Origin of the sequence: Cytobacillus firmus DS1 (assembly GCF_000565285.1) — a bacterium.
In the GTDB taxonomy this organism is placed as follows: Bacteria; Bacillota; Bacilli; order Bacillales; family Cytobacillaceae; genus Cytobacillus; species Cytobacillus firmus_A.
Window position 1 is genome coordinate 266,313 of the sequence record NZ_APVL01000002.1, and the last position, 15,134, is coordinate 281,446.

Here is a 15,134-nt window from a genome sequence, read left to right on the forward strand (position 1 = left end):
TATGGAACATGGGGCATCGGTAGCATCGCTTGTCATTGTTATTCTCGCCGCTTTTATTACACCGATTATACTGCATCGGCTGAAGATTAATTTTATTCCGGTAGTGGTGGCAGAGATTCTTATTGGTTTAATTATTGGTAAAAGCGGCTTTGATATTGTCCATGAGGATATGTGGCTGGAAACTCTTTCGACACTTGGATTTATATTTTTAATGTTCCTGAGCGGACTGGAGATTGACTTTACAGCTTTTTCTTCGGCAAAGAAAAGAGAAAAGCTTCCCAGCGGAAAACTTGAGCCAAATTCATTTGCAGTGTCTTCAATTGTTTTTATAGGGATATTTTTTGTTTCATTAGGACTTTCTTATTTATTTGTCTGGGCAGGATTCATTAATAATGCCTTTTTAATGACTTTAATTATTTCAACCATTTCTCTGGGAGTTGTAGTTCCGACTCTCAAGGAAGCCCATTTAATGAAAACAGGCATTGGTCAAATTATTCTTTTAATCGCAGTTATTGCAGATTTGGCTACAATGATTCTGCTGGCTGTATTTGTTTCTCTAAATGATAAGGGCGGAGGAAATACATGGCTGCTTCTTATTTTATTTGGTGTAGGTGTATTGCTGTATTTCCTGGGCAGAAGGTTTAAGAACCTTAATTTTCTTGAGGCGATGTCGACAGGGACAGTTCAGATTGGAACAAGAGCAGTATTTGCACTAATTATTTTCCTTGTGGCATTATCAGAAACAGTCGGGGCAGAGAATATTTTAGGTGCATTCCTTGCAGGGGTTCTTGTGTCGCTGCTGGCGCCAAATCAGGAAATGATCCATAAACTGGATTCTTTTGGATACGGGTTCCTTATACCGATTTTCTTTGTAATGGTAGGGGTAGAGCTGGACGTATGGACTTTGTTTGGAGATCCCAAGATGCTTATGCTTATACCATTACTGCTGATTGCTCTGCTGCTGTCAAAGCTTATTCCGATTTATATTTTAAAAAGATGGTATGACATTAAAACGGTTATCGCCTCTGGTTTCTTGTTAACGTCCACTCTTTCCCTTGTTATTGCAGCAGCAACGATAGGTGAAAGAATGGGTGTTATTACTGCAGAAATGAGCGGCACATTGATATTAGTCGCTGTCATAACAAGTATATTCACACCTGTTGTCTTTAAAAAGCTATTTCCTCAGGAAGCTGCCGAGGAGAAGAAGCTTAAAGTGTCCTTTATTGGTGCTAACCAAATGACTATGCCGATCTATAATGAGCTTAAGTCATCCCTTTACCAGCCGGCTCTATATCATAAGAAGCAGGAAAAGGCGGATAAGCAGATAGCGGACTCTTTGTTTGATATCATTGAAGTTGATGAGTTTGATATTGAAAATTTCGATGGCACAGAGGCATTTGAGTCGGATATAGTTGTAATCTCCACAGGGGATGAAGAAACCAATGCTACATTATCCATTGCTTTTAAAGATAAGGGAGTGGATCGTGTCATCTGCCGGATGGAAAGCCCCGATATGGAAGAAACGCTTCGGGAGCATGATATTGAACTGTTTTCAACTATTCTTTCCTCTAAGGCGCTGCTTCGTGCATTAATCGAGTCACCAAGTGTGGTGAACATATTAACGAACCAGGAGACGGCTTTATATGAAATCCGATTAAAGAATGAGCAGTTTGAAGGTATGATGCTTCGGAGATTCCCGTTTACAGGGGACGTAATATTCGTCCGGATATTTAGAGGAAAGGATTCCATTGTTCCGCACGGAGATACTGAACTGCATGTCAATGACCGCTTGATTGTTACTGGATCTAAGGAATATGTTGATGAATTAAAAAGGGAACTTGAATTTTGTGAATGGTGTTAGAATCTGATTGACTTCTTTCTTGCCGAAAAAAATCCTCCAGCAACAGCAGGATTTTTTTCGGCTTTTCTTTTGCGCAGAATTGATGTACAATTAGCACTAGGTACTAATAACATGTAATAATAAACTCAGGAGGATTTATAATGACTCTTTCTTTAAATGGAAAAACATTCGTCGTAATGGGTGTAGCTAATAAAAGAAGCATTGCATGGGGAATTGCCAAATCCCTTCATTATGCGGGTGCCCGTTTAATCTTTACATATGCGGGAGAAAGACTGGAGAAAAGTGTACGCGAATTGGCTGAATCATTGGAGGATGCCCAATCATTAGTGCTTCCATGTGATGTAACAAGTGATGAAGACATAGCGAAATGTTTCAGTACAATTAAGGAGGAAGCTGGTGTAATTCATGGGATTGCCCATTGCATCGCCTTTGCCCATAAGGAAGAACTTCAGGGAGAATATATGAACACAACAAGAGACGGATTCCTGCTGGCTCATAATATCAGCTCTTATTCCCTGACTGCTGTTGCAAAGGAAGCTAGGGGGGTAATGACAGAAGGCGGAAGCATTGTGACTCTCACATACCTTGGCGGTGAAAAGGTTGTGAAAAATTATAATGTTATGGGTGTTGCAAAAGCCTCCCTGGATGCAAGCGTTAAATATTTGGCTAATGATCTTGGAAAGGATGGAATCCGGGTTAATTCCATTTCAGCAGGACCAATCAGGACTCTTTCTGCTAAAGGAATAAGCGAATTTAATTCGATCCTCAAAGAAATTGAAGATAAAGCTCCACTCCGCAAAACTACAACTCCTGAAGAAGTGGGAGATACTGCTCTATTCTTATTCAGCAGCCTGTCCAGAGGAATAACGGGTGAAAATATTCATGTAGATTCCGGTTATCATATCCTTTAATAAAATTTGTCCGCTCAGATTTGAGCGGGCTTTTTTATTTCCTCAGAAACGAAAGCCCATTTTCTGCATACATATAATACGACGAACCATAACCATTGCGGAGGTGGGCAAAGTGACTGAGAAAAGAGAGAAGGAGCCGTTATTCTATATACATCAGCCAAATTTTCAAATTCCTGAAAACAGGATGCAGACAATCTATTCCAGCAGAAAAGCAGAGGAGGAACGCAAACAGAAACAAAATGGCAGTTTACTGGATTTGGCTGGCACTAAAGAGGAAAAAAGCGTGCCAAAAGAAAAAATTGAAAGTGCTGCAGAGCAAATGAAAGTGCAGGAAGCTATTGAAGAGTTTGAAACAGGAAGAGAAGAGAAAAAAGGTGCATCCATTGCTTTTACTACTGAAAAAAGAAAACCAGCTTTCAATCGGGTTAAAAGTTTTAAGGAAATGGATACACTTGAGCGCCTGGATTACTTAATTGATTTCCCCAAACAGCTTCCGCCAATTCCATGCATATTTGAAACCGGGGAAAAGGCCATAAGGGGCTTTCTGGTTTCAAAAAATGAAGAATGGATCGAGGTCAAGTTGTTTGATGAAAGTATAGAAAAATTAAATCTTCAATCATTAAATACAGTCAAAATGATCGGTCTTAGAAGGTAGATCTAAATTGTTAAGAAGGCAGGCAAAAAAATAGCCAGCCGAAATTTCGGCTGGCCTCTTTTAATTAGTCTTCGCAAATATCCAGGTCAACATCTGCAATACATTGAACTGCGCAGAAGCATGTTAAATCAACTGTTACGCAATCATTTGTACTGCGGAAGTAGTCAACTTCGCAAACCTTTTTCAAGTCGATGCAGCAGTCATCAACAAGGTTTACTGTTTTGTCCGGGCCAGATTTTCTGTTTACTGGCTCCAGAACGCGAAGCACTGCACAACAGTTATCAAATACTTCTTCTACTCTAAAGAAGATCGATACACAAGCACAGTCATTTCCTGTAAAGAATGCATGGAATGGTGACCCGTCCGCAGTTTTTAATGTGAATACGCGTGTATCTGGACGCTTATGGCGCTTTCTGCCGGAAGGTGATATTGCTCCAAGCGGCTCCAGGAAACAGTTTGAAGGGCATTCGCACGAATCATCTGCGTTATCTTGAATATCTTTTATAGCACGAAGTACTTCACATACACAGCTTTTGCCTTTGAAGTCGTCTTTTTTTCCACAACCCATTTTTGTTTTCCTCCTTGTTTGTTTCTTGTGGTCTACACTACTAACATATTGCCGAAGTGCCCTATGGGTTACGGACAAACGCCTTGTTTTTTCAAAAAATAGGCGATTTTTTTATAATTGAGGTGAAAAAAATGGACATAACACCTATGGAGCTGCTGATTTTGGCTCTTGCTGCCTTCAGGCTGACCAGACTGATTGTATTTGATAAAATTACCGAATTTTTGCGCAAGCCTTTTCTGGAAGAAGTGGAAGAAAAAGATGAAAACGGGGAAATAGAAGTTTATTGGGTAGTGAAAGAAGGGAGAGTTCGGAGTTTTTTCGGGGAGCTTTTAAGCTGTTATTGGTGTACTGGTGTGTGGAGTGCCATATTTTTATATGCTTCCTATTACTTGTATGCATCTTTTGCAGCTCCGGTGCTGGTTATTTTAGCAGTTGCGGGACTTGCTGCCATTATAGAAACTCTTGTACAAAAGCTGATTGACTAGCTTAAGTCTATTTATATTTTATTTAGGCATTTGTTTTACACAAGCTCCTGAGGCCCGCATAATTTAATTAGAGGAAAATTATTGTTAATGGAGGGCCTCATCGATGTTAAATAAGGATAATAATCAGCAATTGGAAAAATCACAGCCGGTCAGTAAGAAAAAGAAAAAGAAAAAGGGATGCGGCTGTGGAAAAAAACAATGAAAAATCAGGAGCCGGTATTACCGGCTATTTTTTTTGTTTTTTTTCTGGTAAAAATAGGATGGATTGTAATGTTCATAAATCCAAAACATTTCGAGGACAATATAATTAAAGATTTTACATAGGAAGGGACTAATATGAAAAAGAGACTTTTATTAATGAATGCATTTTCACTGATCTTATTATCAGGATGCAGCGATGATGGTAAGGTGACGGACAGCGACCTTGCACTCCTTAAAACGACACATCCCCCTGCAGTATTAATTGATAAGAATACAAAGGAAAATTTGGATTTAGTCCAAAACATTGAGCATGACGTTGAAAAAATGAAAGAACTTTATGATGTTGCAGTGGTTAAGAGCAATGGAGATACACTAGTTGCTTATAAAGTGAAGCACCTGCAGCGTTTTCACATGAAGAAAATTGAAAAAAACATGACAAAAATGCTTGAGGAGAAATATCCTGACGAGAACTTCATTGTCTCAAGCGATTATAAAATATTTATTGAGGCAGTAGAACTCCAGGAAAAAATGAAAAATCCCGATTTTACAGACAAAAAGGCTAAAAAAAAGCTTGATAAAATCATAAAGCTAAAAAATGAAATGACATAGGAGGGAGCGGGAGTCATGAGCAAAAAAGGGAATAAAACTCCGGAACAGCAGCAATATGAGAAGCTTGAGCAGAAACATGAGCTTAAACGCCCGGTCCTGAAAAATTGTATTCGTGCTTTCTGGGTGGGAGGTCTCATCTGTACTGTTGGGCAGGCAATAACGTATTTTTATATCTATTTCTTTAATTTCACCGAACAGACAGCCGGAAATCCAACTGTTGCTACAATGATTTTTATATCCATGCTGCTGACAGGCTTTGGCGTGTATGACCGTTTAGGCCAGTTCGCCGGAGCTGGCAGCGCCGTTCCTGTAACAGGCTTTGGGAATGCTGTGATTTCTGCTGCTATTGAGCATCGAACGGAAGGTTTTGTGCTGGGGGTAGGCGGGAATATGTTCAAGCTCGCTGGATCAGTAATTCTTTTTGGTGTATTTTCGGCTTTTGTAGTAGCCCTGATAAAAACGCTATTAATTATTTGGGGGGTTATTTAATGCTAAAGGGAAAACAATCCTGGGTCTTTCAAAACCTCCCGGTCATTGCAGCAGCCGGTGTTTCAGGCGGGCCTTTTGAGGCAAATGGCAATCTGTCAGAGGATTTTGATGTTCTTCATGATGATTTATGGATGGGTGAAGACTCTTATGAGAAAGCACACCGGATCCTTTTGGAAGAGGCGGGGCAAACGGCCTTAAATAAAGCAAATGTTCAAAAGGAGGATGTCCAGTTTTATATTGCAGGGGATTTAATTAATCAGATAACACCTTCAAGTTTAAGTGCAAGAACGATTCAAATCCCTTATTTCGGAATTTTTGGAGCTTGTTCAACTTCAATGGAAGGACTTGCGCTGGCATCCTTCATTGTTAATTACCGGGGTGCTGATTACGTTTTGACAGGTGCCTCCAGTCATAATGCCGCTGTTGAAAAGCAATTTAGATACCCGACAGAGTACGGTGGCCAAAAGCCTCCAACAGCCCAATGGACAGTAACTGGTGCAGGTGCGGCTCTGATATCCGCGAAAGCAGCTGGACCCAATTTGCCGGTTACCACTTCAGCCACAATCGGCAAAGTAATCGATATGGGTCTGACAGACCCTTTTAATATGGGAGGAGCCATGGCGCCTGCAGCAGCAGATACCATTACTGCACATTTTAAGGACATGCAGCTCGATCCATCCCATTACGATTTGATTGTCACAGGGGATCTTGGAAAAATTGGCCAGGAAACTGCTTATGAACTGCTCACAAATAATGGATTGAAAATAGACAGGGAGAAATTTAAAGATTGCGGATTAATGATTTATAAAGAGGATCAGCCAGTCCAGTCCGGAGGGAGCGGTGCAGGGTGCTCGGCATCTGTCCTGTACGGACATCTTTTGAATCAAATGAAGCGAGGGGCTTACAGAAGAATCCTTGTTGTCGCAACAGGCGCCTTATTATCGCCATTGACATTCCAGCAGAGTGAAAGTATTCCCTGTATTGCCCATGCTGTTTCTATAGAAATGACTTAGAGGAGGAATTTGTATGCTGCCTATGTTTTTCTGGGCTTTTGTTATTGGAGGCTTATTTTGTGTATTTGGCCAAATAATGTTTGATGTTTTTAAGCTGACACCAGGCCATACATTAAGTCTTTTAGTTGTAATCGGAGCTGTTCTGGATGGTGTGGGACTCTATGAACCACTTGCAGATTTTGCCGGGGCAGGAGCGACAATCCCGATAACCAGTTTTGGCAATTCCCTTGTCCATGGAGCCCTTCAGGAAGCAGATCAGCATGGACTTGTCGGCGTATTGACAGGAATGTTCGAAGTAACCAGCTCCGGTATTTCAGCAGCAATCATCTTTGGTTTTATCGGTGCACTAATTTTCAAGCCTAAAGGCTAAAAGACATAGGAAAGTACACAGGAATGCACTTTTAATTTATTTAAAACAAGCCCTTATTTCTATCTGAATGAATAAACCAAGCCTGTCTTGGGAGCTTGCCCATACACCCTGCTTATTTATCACATAATGTGTAGGGAGAAATCCAAGTGAGGTGAGAGGCATGGGCTATGGCTATGGAGGCTGCGGATATGGCGGGGGCTATGGAAATACGTTTGTTTTAATCGTCGTCCTATTCATTTTACTCATTATCGTCGGAGCAAGTTTCTATAACTAGATTGTAAAGAGCTGACTCAGAACCGGCAGCAGGTTTTGTGTCGGCTTTTTTGCATATAATGTACATAAAGTGAAACTTCAATCAGTGGGGGTGTTCTTTATCCCCACTGATTGTTAGTTGAACCAATCGGGCCTTATGGGCAGTTTGACCCTCACTTATCCTCCTTTGATTCCTCTTAGTCTTGAAGTGGGGGACTTACTGCCCGTTAGACTGCGATAAATGATTAATTCATTTCACGTTTTCCGCCCACCTTCATAAGATATAAAAGAGTAAATGGAGGAGCGTGATTGAACAGGATGGATAACAACTTTTTTAAAAACCTTGAAAAGAAAACAGGGGTAAATATGAAGGATGTATTTGAACTGGCCGGCTCTTTGCAGAATGCAAATTTTAAAGATGAAAAAACAGTGAGAAATGTAATCAAAAGGGTATCGCAAATTGCAAACAAACCAGTCTCTAAGGAAATGGAAGATAAGATTGTCAAATCGGTCGTTGCGGATGGAAAACAGCTTGACTTTAATACAATTTCCCAGATGATTAATAAAAAATAACAGAAGGGCCTGGCCATGTTGCAGCCAGGTCTTCTGTTATTTTTCGCCTTTGTTCCTGCCGCTTCTTGTGATGGGGGCAAGGAACCTTGATGAATATGCCTTCCGTCCGCGCCTTTTTTCCGGCACAGATATATACAGGTCATTCCTGGCCCTTGTTACGGCAACATACATTAACCTTCGTTCTTCCTCTAATGGGGCAGACTCACCTGAACGGTAAGCTTCCAGTGCATGTTCATGCGGGAGGTTTCCTTCTACTGCACCAGCCACATATACTACATTATATTCAAGCCCTTTTGCACGGTGGATAGTGCTTAATGTAATGGCATTATCATTATTCCTGCTGAGGCGCTTGATTTCTTTGTTCATCGCTCTCATATGTTCAGTATGTTCCAGAAACTCTTTAAGCGACTGGAAATTACGCGCAGCGACCTTTAAGTCCTTTATATCATCAGAGCCTTTATCCATTTTATTGCCCTCATTGCCCCGTTTTTTTATAAAGTCCTGGAATCCCAATTCTTTTTCAACCGTTTCAATAGCGGTGATGGGAGTAAGCCCTGATATTGATCTGGTAACAGGGATCACTTTTTTTAATTTGCTTTCCTGAAAAGCAAAGCCTGTTTTTATAAACTTCAGGCTTTCGAGCAATGAGCAATCCTGCAGGATGCTTTCTGCCTTAATATCCTGAAGAACGGATTGTTTAACAAACAGAGACGGCAGCATATCTTTCAAAGCATTCTGGTCATCCTCATTTACCGCCAGCTTTAGAAAAGCAAGCATGCTTCGAACAATAAACCGATCATAAAATGATTCGGCATCCTGATCCAATTTAAAGGGAAGGCTGGAATTGGCCAGCCGCTCAAAAATGGCTCTGCTCCCGGTATGGGTACGGAATAATACTGCAAAATCCCGCGGTTCATAACCATCTTCAATTTTTCCCTGGATATCAGTCAGGATCATCGTAGCTTCTTCTTCCTCATCATAAGGAAAAAAGAGGAAGGGGTGCTGTCCGCCGGAAAACTGAGCACTCATGCTCTTGGGACGTCTATACTTATTCGGAGAAATGATTTGATTTGCAGCTGAGACAATCTCATGAGCAGAGCGGTAATTCTGATTCAAGGTTATTACTTTAGCACCAGGGAAATCTTTCTCGAAATCCAAAAGATATTGGGGATCACTTCCTCTGAAGGCATATATAGATTGATCATCGTCTCCCACTGCACAGACATTTTTTGTTTTATCAGACAGCATTTTCATTAGCTCATATTGAACACTATTAATATCCTGGAACTCATCAATCAGGAAATACTGAAAGCGATTTTGATATTGATCAAGAATCTCAGGTTCTTCCAGAAAAAGGGCATGGCAGCCTGTGAGCATATCATCAAAATCAAATAATTCCCTTTTTGTTTTTGTTAGTTCATATCTTTGATAAAGAATCGCGGTTTGTTCCTCCCAATCATTTTTTGGGTTAACCTTTCCAGGCATAATAAGAGAATTTTTCCAATAGCTGATCTGCTGGAGGGCAAGGTCAAAGGCAAATTCCTTTTCATCGAGCTTAAAGTCTTTGCTGGATTCTTTAATAATCTGTTCACGCTGCCATTCTTTATTAAGGAGATGGCCTGAGCCCCATTTTTCCGGATTGTGGAAAGAAAGGATCCGATAAAATAAGCTGTGAAAAGTGCCGGAAACGATTTGCCTGACCTTTCGGGCATCCATTCCGGGGTATTGGGTAAGGCGATCCTTCATTTCAGCTGCAGCCTTAGCTGTAAATGTAACGAGCATGATTGATTTAGGGTCGATATTTTTCTCGCGAAGCATAAAAGCAGTCCGTGTTGTTAAAACACGGGTTTTTCCGCTGCCTGCACCTGCCAGAACGAGGAGTGGCCCATCTAGATGAGACACAGCCGCTGCCTGCTGTTTATCCAAGAAGACACCTGCTTGTGAAAGAGACTTTAGGTATTCATCTGGGAAATTGGGACTGACAGTGCCTTCTTGGATATAGGGAGGGATATTTTTTGCCGGCTGAGCTTTTTTAAAGGCAGATTCGATTTCTTTTACTGCAGCTGAAGCAATTGACCTTGAAACAGGGATTTTAAATCCATTTCTTTCTATATATTCTTCAGTCTCAGTCTGGCTTGATTCGGGGTTGAAAATTACATCTTTGCACGTTCTGCTGCTTTGCTGAATATGATAAAAATGAGGTTCATCCAGAATTCCCAAATACAAACGGACGGAAGCTCCGCAATCAGGGCAGTACAGCTTTCCTTTTTTGCCTTCTTCGTAAATATGCTGAAAACTTTCTCTGTTCAGCTGTTCCAGATTCACAGTCTTATTATGTAACTTTGCTGTTTTCATAAAAAATACCCCATTATAAATAAATTGCCGAGTTTAACCATACTATTTTTCTTTTGGCTCTATTCGTATATATTGTTGTTTTTGGCCTATCATTGTCCGTTGATTTCCGCTCCATGATGCTCGCTTTCCGCGGGGCGGGCGGTGAGCCTCCTCGACGCTGCGCGGCTGCGGGATCTCACCTTTCCCGTTACTCCCGCAGGACGTTGAATATGCTTCCTCGGATAAACCATCGCTCGAAGAAAATGCGATAGCATTTTCGAGGATCTCGCACCTTCCGCTACAATCAACTCAGTAAATAAGATACAAAAAGCAACAACCTTTTGAAAACAGCCGTTCTTTTTAACAACAAGACAAAATTAATCATAACAAACCCGTAAAGGATTCTAAAGTGCTTTTCTGTTTAAAATTTCATGGAAACGGGTACATAAAATTATATACAGTTACGTATTGTCTTAATAATAAGATAAAACATAGTCGAAAGGGGATTATTCATGGGCTACATTCTGCCTGTAACTTCATATCAATATAATCAGTATGCAGAAAGAGAAATTGGCACAAAGTATGATCCTTTCCGCTTCGTGCCAGTTGCCAGGATATCAGCACAATCCAATGAAAAAGCTTTCCGTCACGAACTTCCCCTTGATATTCAAGGAAGGTCGACTAAATCAATTACTAAAGAGCGGGAAGACACCCAAACACGCAACTCAAGGAAGAAAGCAGAAGAAACATATGGAGAGCTGACAGGAAAAGGGCGTTTTATTAGTGAGTGCATATAAGAAAGAGGCATCAGGCAGAAAAAGGAGAGGCTTAGTACGTTTGCACGTGCAATGCCTCTCCTTTTTTCCATTCAGCATACAGAACATCTTTGACACTGCTCGCTCCGTATTTTTTTATTTCATTCTTTAGTATTGTTTCGTCCCAATTAATGCTTTTAAGATTATCCCAAACCACCTCTCCGTCTAAAATTAATGTTACAGGCAGTTCTGCATTATAAATTGGGAGATTCAAATCCTGAATGGTTGGTGTCGCGTATAGCGGTTTTTTTAATGCGCTGACCGTTCCATCTGTTTCCAGAATGGCATATTCACATTCCCTGATTGAAAAAACATCCTTTGATCGGAGGAGGTGCTGCAGCTGATTGAGATCGAGGTGATTTTTCTTCAGTTCTTCAAAAATAATTTTCCCCTTTTTTATAACTATCGAGGGCTCACCTTCAAGAAGCTTGCGAGCCCGTTTATATTTCTGAGTAATGATTTCCGTAGCGTAAATTAAAGTTCCCCATACTGTAACAGCAAAGAAAATTTCGGGTATTCCGGTCTCCTGGTCGTATAAAGCATTGCCAACCAGCTCGCCTAGCACGATGGCTGAGATAAAATCAAAAGGAGTAATTTGTGTAATTTGTGTTTTTCCCAGGAGTTTCGCCATAATAAACAAGAAAATATATCCTACCACAAGTACACTTAAGATATGTAAATATTCCATTCAAACCACTCCTTAGAATGCTGTATCGCAAATAGTGTTTGCAGAAAGCCCGAAAATTATTGCATATAAGTTTCAAAGCAGCTTCTAACGCGTTTTGTCTGCAATGAGGCATCAAAAAAGCTCCCGCCATCATGGCTGGAGCTTGTCCGTTATATCGTTTTCTTCATTGTACGGTGCGGGATTCCGGCATCCATAAATTCTTCAGAGATCACCTTATAGCCCAGTTTTTCATAAAAAGGGATGGCCTGAGTCTGGGCATTTAATTTTAAGGCAGACAATCCTTGTTTTAAAGCATGTTCCTCAATTTTATCCATTATTGCTTTTCCGGATCCGCTCTTGCGGTGCTCCTTCAATACGCAAATTCTTTCCACTTTGCCATTGCCGTCAACTGTGCGAAACCTTCCGGCACCTGCTGGCATGCCATTATTATAAAGTACAAAATGGACTGCTTCGTCCTCGAACTGATCGATTTCCTCTTCTTCAGGAACATTTTGCTCGCTGACAAAAACGTGTTTCCTTACTAAGAAAGCATCTTGCAGTTCTTGCTCAGATGTTACAACTTTTACTTCCATTTCACTATTCCTTTCCTAGCCTGAATGTTTCATATACGGTCCATGAACCATTTTCCAGCTGATACAGAAGATGAAAACGGTCGACAACCTCTTCATGGTTTACAGGCTGCATTCTTAAGCTCCCATAAACATCAGAATGTTCGTCGTTGGAGAGTTTTTGCCCGATGGTAATATGGGGTACAAAATTATATTCTGGTGCTTCTCCGCTAATATGATCATTCAGTTCAACGTGTAATTCTTCGAGCTGGGCTGAGGGCTCAATTTTGAAATAAATAACATTGTTGACAGGCTGGAAAGAGCTGATTTTTGATGCGTTTATTTGAAATGGATCGTGTTTCTTAGCTATTCCATAAAGTGTTTCTGTCAGCCGCTTAATTTCTTCTTCAGTTGCTTCAAAGCGCGATCGTAAAGTTATATGCGGAGAAATTAGAGCATAATGCGGATCATACCGCTTTCTATAAGAATTAGCCAAATCCTGCAGCTTTTTTGACGGGAAAATAACGATGCCGTAATTAGTCTCCATACAACAACCTCCATGTATTAATAATTTTTATAATTAGCAGGCTAAACTGAATTAACAACACTTTGTTGAACCATTATAGCAAATTTTCTAAATTCATTATATAATTATACCTTTTTTCCCAATAAAAAGCAGTGAGCTTTGGTAACCTTTTTATAGTGGAAGAATAGTTCTTTTCACTCAAATTCCAGTTAAAACATAAACTTTAATGCTCTTTTTAAATCAGGCTGCCAGTATGTCCATGTATGATCTCCATCGAATTCATCATAGAAGTAGGGGAATTGTCTTTGCTTAAACAAATTGGAAAGCTCCTGATTTGGAGTAAGAAAATCTTTCTCTTCCCCTCCTGTGGTTTTTACAGATGTCTCGCCTTTCCCGATAACATGATAAATATTAAGAAGGTGAGGCTGCGTAAATTCCTCTACTGCTTTAGCTACGGAGTTATTAACAAAAGGTGATTGAAGTATTAACCTCCCGAAAGTATTAGGGTATTGAAGGGCCGCCATTAAGGAAACAGTTGCAGCAAGGGAGTCTCCCATAAGGGCTCGTCCCATTCCCATTTGATAAGTAGGGAATTCCCGGTCAAGGTATGGAACCAGTTCATGTGCAAGGAAACGGATATATGCATTATGCTGTTCACCATCCGGATGATATTTCTTCCATCTATCCTTGACGTTTTTATAAGGAACACCAACAATAATGATGTTTTCGATTTCTTTTCCATCTAACAATTCATCAGCGATGCGTCCGACTCTTCCCAGCTGGAAGTAATCTTTCCCGTCCTGGGCTATAACAACAGTGTATTTATATAAAGGCGAAAAGGAAGCGGGCAAATAAATGAGCAGTTCAACTTCTTCACCCAGTTCTTTGCTTTGAATACTGATATCCTGTATTGATCCTCTAGGGTAATTCATAATGTCTGTTCCTCCGTTTAGTCTTTATGTAAGAGTTTACATAATGATTTTACCATATATATATAGGAATTGCTTTTTACATGCATTCTCATTCATATACCGCCATGCAATTTATTGGAGCAAGTAAATTTCCGTAACTTAATGGAGCTAGGAATCATTTGACAATTCTAATAAGGTTTATGTTAGTATATAATTGATAAAATCTAATCTTTAAAAGGGGGAAATAGGATGAAAAAGAGAAGTATATTCCTGGCCACAGCACTGCTTTTAGCACTTTCTATGGTTCTTGCAGCCTGCGGCGGCGGAAAAGATGAAGGCGGCGGCGATGGAGAAGGCGGCACAGACAAGCCTAAGTTCATGAGCATCGTGACTGGTGGAACAGGCGGTACATACTATCCGCTTGGCGGATCATTCGCTGAGATTATTTCTGATGCTACAGGCATTGATACAAATGCTGAAGTTTCAGGTGCATCTGCAGAGAACATGAACACATTGAAAGATGGCAATGCAGAGATTGCATTCTCTCAAACTGACATTGCTTCATATGCGCAAGAAGGTAAATTAATGTTTGAAGGTGCAGCAGTTGACAATGTAAGTGCGATCGGCACACTCTATCCTGAAACGATCCAGGTCGTTACTACTGCAAAATCTGGAATTAAGTCTATTGAAGACTTGAAAGGCAAGAAAGTTTCAATTGGAGCTCCTGGTTCAGGAACTGCTGCGAATGCAGAACAGATCCTTGAAGTGCATGGAATCAAATTTGATGACATTCAAAAACAGGACCTTTCTTTTGATGAGTCAACTGCCGGAATTCAGGATGGAACGATTGATGCGGCATTCGTTACAGCAGGAACTCCTACAGGTGCTGTAGAAGGACTTTCTGCAACTGAAGATGTTGTGATTGTTCCGATTGAGCAGGATAAAATCGATGCATTAATTGAGAAATACCCTTACTATGTACAGGATGAAGTGCCATCTGGAACATATAAGCTTGCAGAAGCTGTACCGACAGTAGCAGTACAGGCAATGCTTGTTGTTTCAAATGACCTTTCAGAGGATGTAGTTTACGATGTTACAAAAGCAATTTTTGAGAACCTTGATAAAGTTACACATGCCAAAGGAAAAATGATTAAGGCTGAAAATGCTGTCAAAGGTACTGGCATTGAACTGCATCCAGGTGCTAAAAAGTACTTTGACGAAAAAGGCTTTAAAGCTGAATAATTTTACAAAAACATAATCCAATGATGAAATTTGGCCGGCTGTAAAACCTTTTAAGGTGATTGCGCCGGTCAATTAATTTTTAA

18 protein-coding genes are annotated in these 15,134 nt (G+C 40.4%); 12 read left to right on the top strand and 6 right to left on the bottom strand.

Features of this window, described 5'->3' with window-relative positions:
* The first annotated feature begins 1 nt into the window (after position 1).
* The 3 genes from PBF_RS03755 to PBF_RS03765 all read left to right on the top strand — a co-directional run bounded on the left by PBF_RS03755 (position 2) and on the right by PBF_RS03765 (position 3,427).
* Positions 2 to 1,861: a monovalent cation:proton antiporter family protein gene (locus PBF_RS03755; RefSeq protein ID WP_035327282.1), complete on the top strand. Its 1,860-nt coding sequence runs from the start codon at positions 2 to 4 to the stop codon at positions 1,859 to 1,861.
* A 140-nt stretch (positions 1,862 to 2,001) separates the two neighbouring features.
* Positions 2,002 to 2,772, top strand: a complete 771-nt coding sequence (fabI, locus tag PBF_RS03760; RefSeq protein ID WP_035327284.1) for an enoyl-ACP reductase FabI — start codon at positions 2,002 to 2,004, stop codon at positions 2,770 to 2,772.
* 112 nt (positions 2,773 to 2,884) lie between these two features.
* Positions 2,885 to 3,427 (top strand): CotO family spore coat protein, encoded by a 543-nt coding sequence (locus tag PBF_RS03765; RefSeq protein ID WP_035327286.1) that lies wholly within the window; start codon positions 2,885 to 2,887, stop codon positions 3,425 to 3,427.
* A gap of 64 nt (positions 3,428 to 3,491) precedes the next feature.
* On the opposite strand, the gene PBF_RS03770 is transcribed toward PBF_RS03765, so the two are convergent.
* On the bottom strand, positions 3,492 to 3,995 hold the full coding sequence (locus tag PBF_RS03770; protein WP_035327288.1) for a CotY/CotZ family spore coat protein: 504 nt from the start codon (positions 3,993 to 3,995) through the stop codon (positions 3,492 to 3,494).
* A gap of 131 nt (positions 3,996 to 4,126) precedes the next feature.
* On the opposite strand from PBF_RS03770, the gene PBF_RS03775 reads away from it, so the two are divergent.
* From PBF_RS03775 to PBF_RS03805, 7 genes are all read left to right on the top strand, one after another.
* Positions 4,127 to 4,480 carry a DUF1360 domain-containing protein gene (locus PBF_RS03775; protein ID WP_035327291.1) on the top strand — a complete coding sequence of 118 codons (354 nt, stop codon included), beginning with the start codon at positions 4,127 to 4,129 and terminating at the stop codon, positions 4,478 to 4,480.
* Positions 4,481 to 4,816: 336 nt separating this feature from the next.
* Positions 4,817 to 5,290: a YhcN/YlaJ family sporulation lipoprotein gene (locus PBF_RS03780; RefSeq protein ID WP_035327295.1), complete on the top strand. Its 474-nt coding sequence runs from the start codon at positions 4,817 to 4,819 to the stop codon at positions 5,288 to 5,290.
* A 15-nt stretch (positions 5,291 to 5,305) separates the two neighbouring features.
* Positions 5,306 to 5,779 (top strand): stage V sporulation protein AC, encoded by a 474-nt coding sequence (spoVAC, locus tag PBF_RS03785; RefSeq protein WP_035327298.1) that lies wholly within the window; start codon positions 5,306 to 5,308, stop codon positions 5,777 to 5,779.
* Complete coding sequence (gene spoVAD, locus PBF_RS03790; RefSeq protein WP_035327300.1) at positions 5,779 to 6,792, top strand: stage V sporulation protein AD; 1,014 nt, start codon at positions 5,779 to 5,781, stop codon at positions 6,790 to 6,792. The genes spoVAC and spoVAD overlap by 1 nt, the downstream gene beginning before the upstream one ends.
* Before the next feature lie 13 nt (positions 6,793 to 6,805).
* Positions 6,806 to 7,162, top strand: a complete 357-nt coding sequence (gene spoVAE / locus PBF_RS03795) for a stage V sporulation protein AE (protein ID WP_035327302.1) — start codon at positions 6,806 to 6,808, stop codon at positions 7,160 to 7,162.
* Between the two features lie 160 nt (positions 7,163 to 7,322).
* Complete coding sequence (locus PBF_RS25125; RefSeq protein ID WP_019381501.1) at positions 7,323 to 7,436, top strand: YjcZ family sporulation protein; 114 nt, start codon at positions 7,323 to 7,325, stop codon at positions 7,434 to 7,436.
* A gap of 296 nt (positions 7,437 to 7,732) precedes the next feature.
* Positions 7,733 to 7,987: a stage VI sporulation protein F gene (locus tag PBF_RS03805; RefSeq protein ID WP_035327590.1), complete on the top strand. Its 255-nt coding sequence runs from the start codon at positions 7,733 to 7,735 to the stop codon at positions 7,985 to 7,987.
* A gap of 36 nt (positions 7,988 to 8,023) precedes the next feature.
* Here PBF_RS03805 and PBF_RS03810 read toward each other — a convergent pair whose 3' ends face one another.
* Positions 8,024 to 10,342 carry a competence protein CoiA family protein gene (locus PBF_RS03810; protein WP_035327305.1) on the bottom strand — a complete coding sequence of 773 codons (2,319 nt, stop codon included), beginning with the start codon at positions 10,340 to 10,342 and terminating at the stop codon, positions 8,024 to 8,026.
* Between the two features lie 491 nt (positions 10,343 to 10,833).
* On the opposite strand from PBF_RS03810, the gene PBF_RS03815 reads away from it, so the two are divergent.
* Positions 10,834 to 11,118 (top strand): hypothetical protein, encoded by a 285-nt coding sequence (locus PBF_RS03815; protein WP_035327307.1) that lies wholly within the window; start codon positions 10,834 to 10,836, stop codon positions 11,116 to 11,118.
* Between the two features lie 31 nt (positions 11,119 to 11,149).
* On the opposite strand, the gene PBF_RS03820 is transcribed toward PBF_RS03815, so the two are convergent.
* From PBF_RS03820 to PBF_RS03835, 4 genes are all read right to left on the bottom strand, one after another.
* Complete coding sequence (locus PBF_RS03820) at positions 11,150 to 11,824, bottom strand: DUF421 domain-containing protein (RefSeq protein WP_035327310.1); 675 nt, start codon at positions 11,822 to 11,824, stop codon at positions 11,150 to 11,152.
* A gap of 149 nt (positions 11,825 to 11,973) precedes the next feature.
* The gene (locus PBF_RS03825) at positions 11,974 to 12,396 is read right to left on the bottom strand and encodes a GNAT family N-acetyltransferase (protein WP_035327312.1); all 423 of its coding nucleotides are present in this window, start codon (positions 12,394 to 12,396) and stop codon (positions 11,974 to 11,976) included.
* 4 nt (positions 12,397 to 12,400) lie between these two features.
* Positions 12,401 to 12,919: a YjcG family protein gene (locus PBF_RS03830; protein WP_035327319.1), complete on the bottom strand. Its 519-nt coding sequence runs from the start codon at positions 12,917 to 12,919 to the stop codon at positions 12,401 to 12,403.
* 188 nt (positions 12,920 to 13,107) lie between these two features.
* A complete protein-coding gene (locus tag PBF_RS03835; RefSeq protein WP_200870007.1) occupies positions 13,108 to 13,830 on the bottom strand; it encodes an alpha/beta hydrolase in 723 nt (240 codons plus the stop codon).
* Positions 13,831 to 14,058: 228 nt separating this feature from the next.
* On the opposite strand from PBF_RS03835, the gene PBF_RS03840 reads away from it, so the two are divergent.
* Positions 14,059 to 15,051 carry a TAXI family TRAP transporter solute-binding subunit gene (locus PBF_RS03840; protein WP_035327323.1) on the top strand — a complete coding sequence of 331 codons (993 nt, stop codon included), beginning with the start codon at positions 14,059 to 14,061 and terminating at the stop codon, positions 15,049 to 15,051.
* Positions 15,052 to 15,134 lie beyond the last annotated feature (83 nt).

Coding starts and splice junctions, on each gene's coding strand:
- spoVAD (WP_035327300.1), top strand. CDS start 5,779: ATGCTAAAGGGAAAACAATCCTGGGTCTTTCAAAACCTCCCGGTCATT.
- PBF_RS03815 (WP_035327307.1), top strand. CDS start 10,834: ATGGGCTACATTCTGCCTGTAACTTCATATCAATATAATCAGTATGCA.
- PBF_RS03825 (WP_035327312.1), bottom strand. CDS start 12,396: ATGGAAGTAAAAGTTGTAACATCTGAGCAAGAACTGCAAGATGCTTTC.
- PBF_RS03840 (WP_035327323.1), top strand. CDS start 14,059: ATGAAAAAGAGAAGTATATTCCTGGCCACAGCACTGCTTTTAGCACTT.
- PBF_RS25125 (WP_019381501.1), top strand. CDS start 7,323: ATGGGCTATGGCTATGGAGGCTGCGGATATGGCGGGGGCTATGGAAAT.
- PBF_RS03810 (WP_035327305.1), bottom strand. CDS start 10,342: ATGAAAACAGCAAAGTTACATAATAAGACTGTGAATCTGGAACAGCTG.
- fabI (WP_035327284.1), top strand. CDS start 2,002: ATGACTCTTTCTTTAAATGGAAAAACATTCGTCGTAATGGGTGTAGCT.
- spoVAC (WP_035327298.1), top strand. CDS start 5,306: ATGAGCAAAAAAGGGAATAAAACTCCGGAACAGCAGCAATATGAGAAG.
- spoVAE (WP_035327302.1), top strand. CDS start 6,806: ATGCTGCCTATGTTTTTCTGGGCTTTTGTTATTGGAGGCTTATTTTGT.
- PBF_RS03830 (WP_035327319.1), bottom strand. CDS start 12,919: ATGGAGACTAATTACGGCATCGTTATTTTCCCGTCAAAAAAGCTGCAG.
- PBF_RS03775 (WP_035327291.1), top strand. CDS start 4,127: ATGGACATAACACCTATGGAGCTGCTGATTTTGGCTCTTGCTGCCTTC.
- PBF_RS03780 (WP_035327295.1), top strand. CDS start 4,817: ATGAAAAAGAGACTTTTATTAATGAATGCATTTTCACTGATCTTATTA.
- PBF_RS03755 (WP_035327282.1), top strand. CDS start 2: ATGGAACATGGGGCATCGGTAGCATCGCTTGTCATTGTTATTCTCGCC.
- PBF_RS03835 (WP_200870007.1), bottom strand. CDS start 13,830: ATGAATTACCCTAGAGGATCAATACAGGATATCAGTATTCAAAGCAAA.
- PBF_RS03820 (WP_035327310.1), bottom strand. CDS start 11,824: ATGGAATATTTACATATCTTAAGTGTACTTGTGGTAGGATATATTTTC.
- PBF_RS03770 (WP_035327288.1), bottom strand. CDS start 3,995: ATGGGTTGTGGAAAAAAAGACGACTTCAAAGGCAAAAGCTGTGTATGT.
- PBF_RS03805 (WP_035327590.1), top strand. CDS start 7,733: ATGGATAACAACTTTTTTAAAAACCTTGAAAAGAAAACAGGGGTAAAT.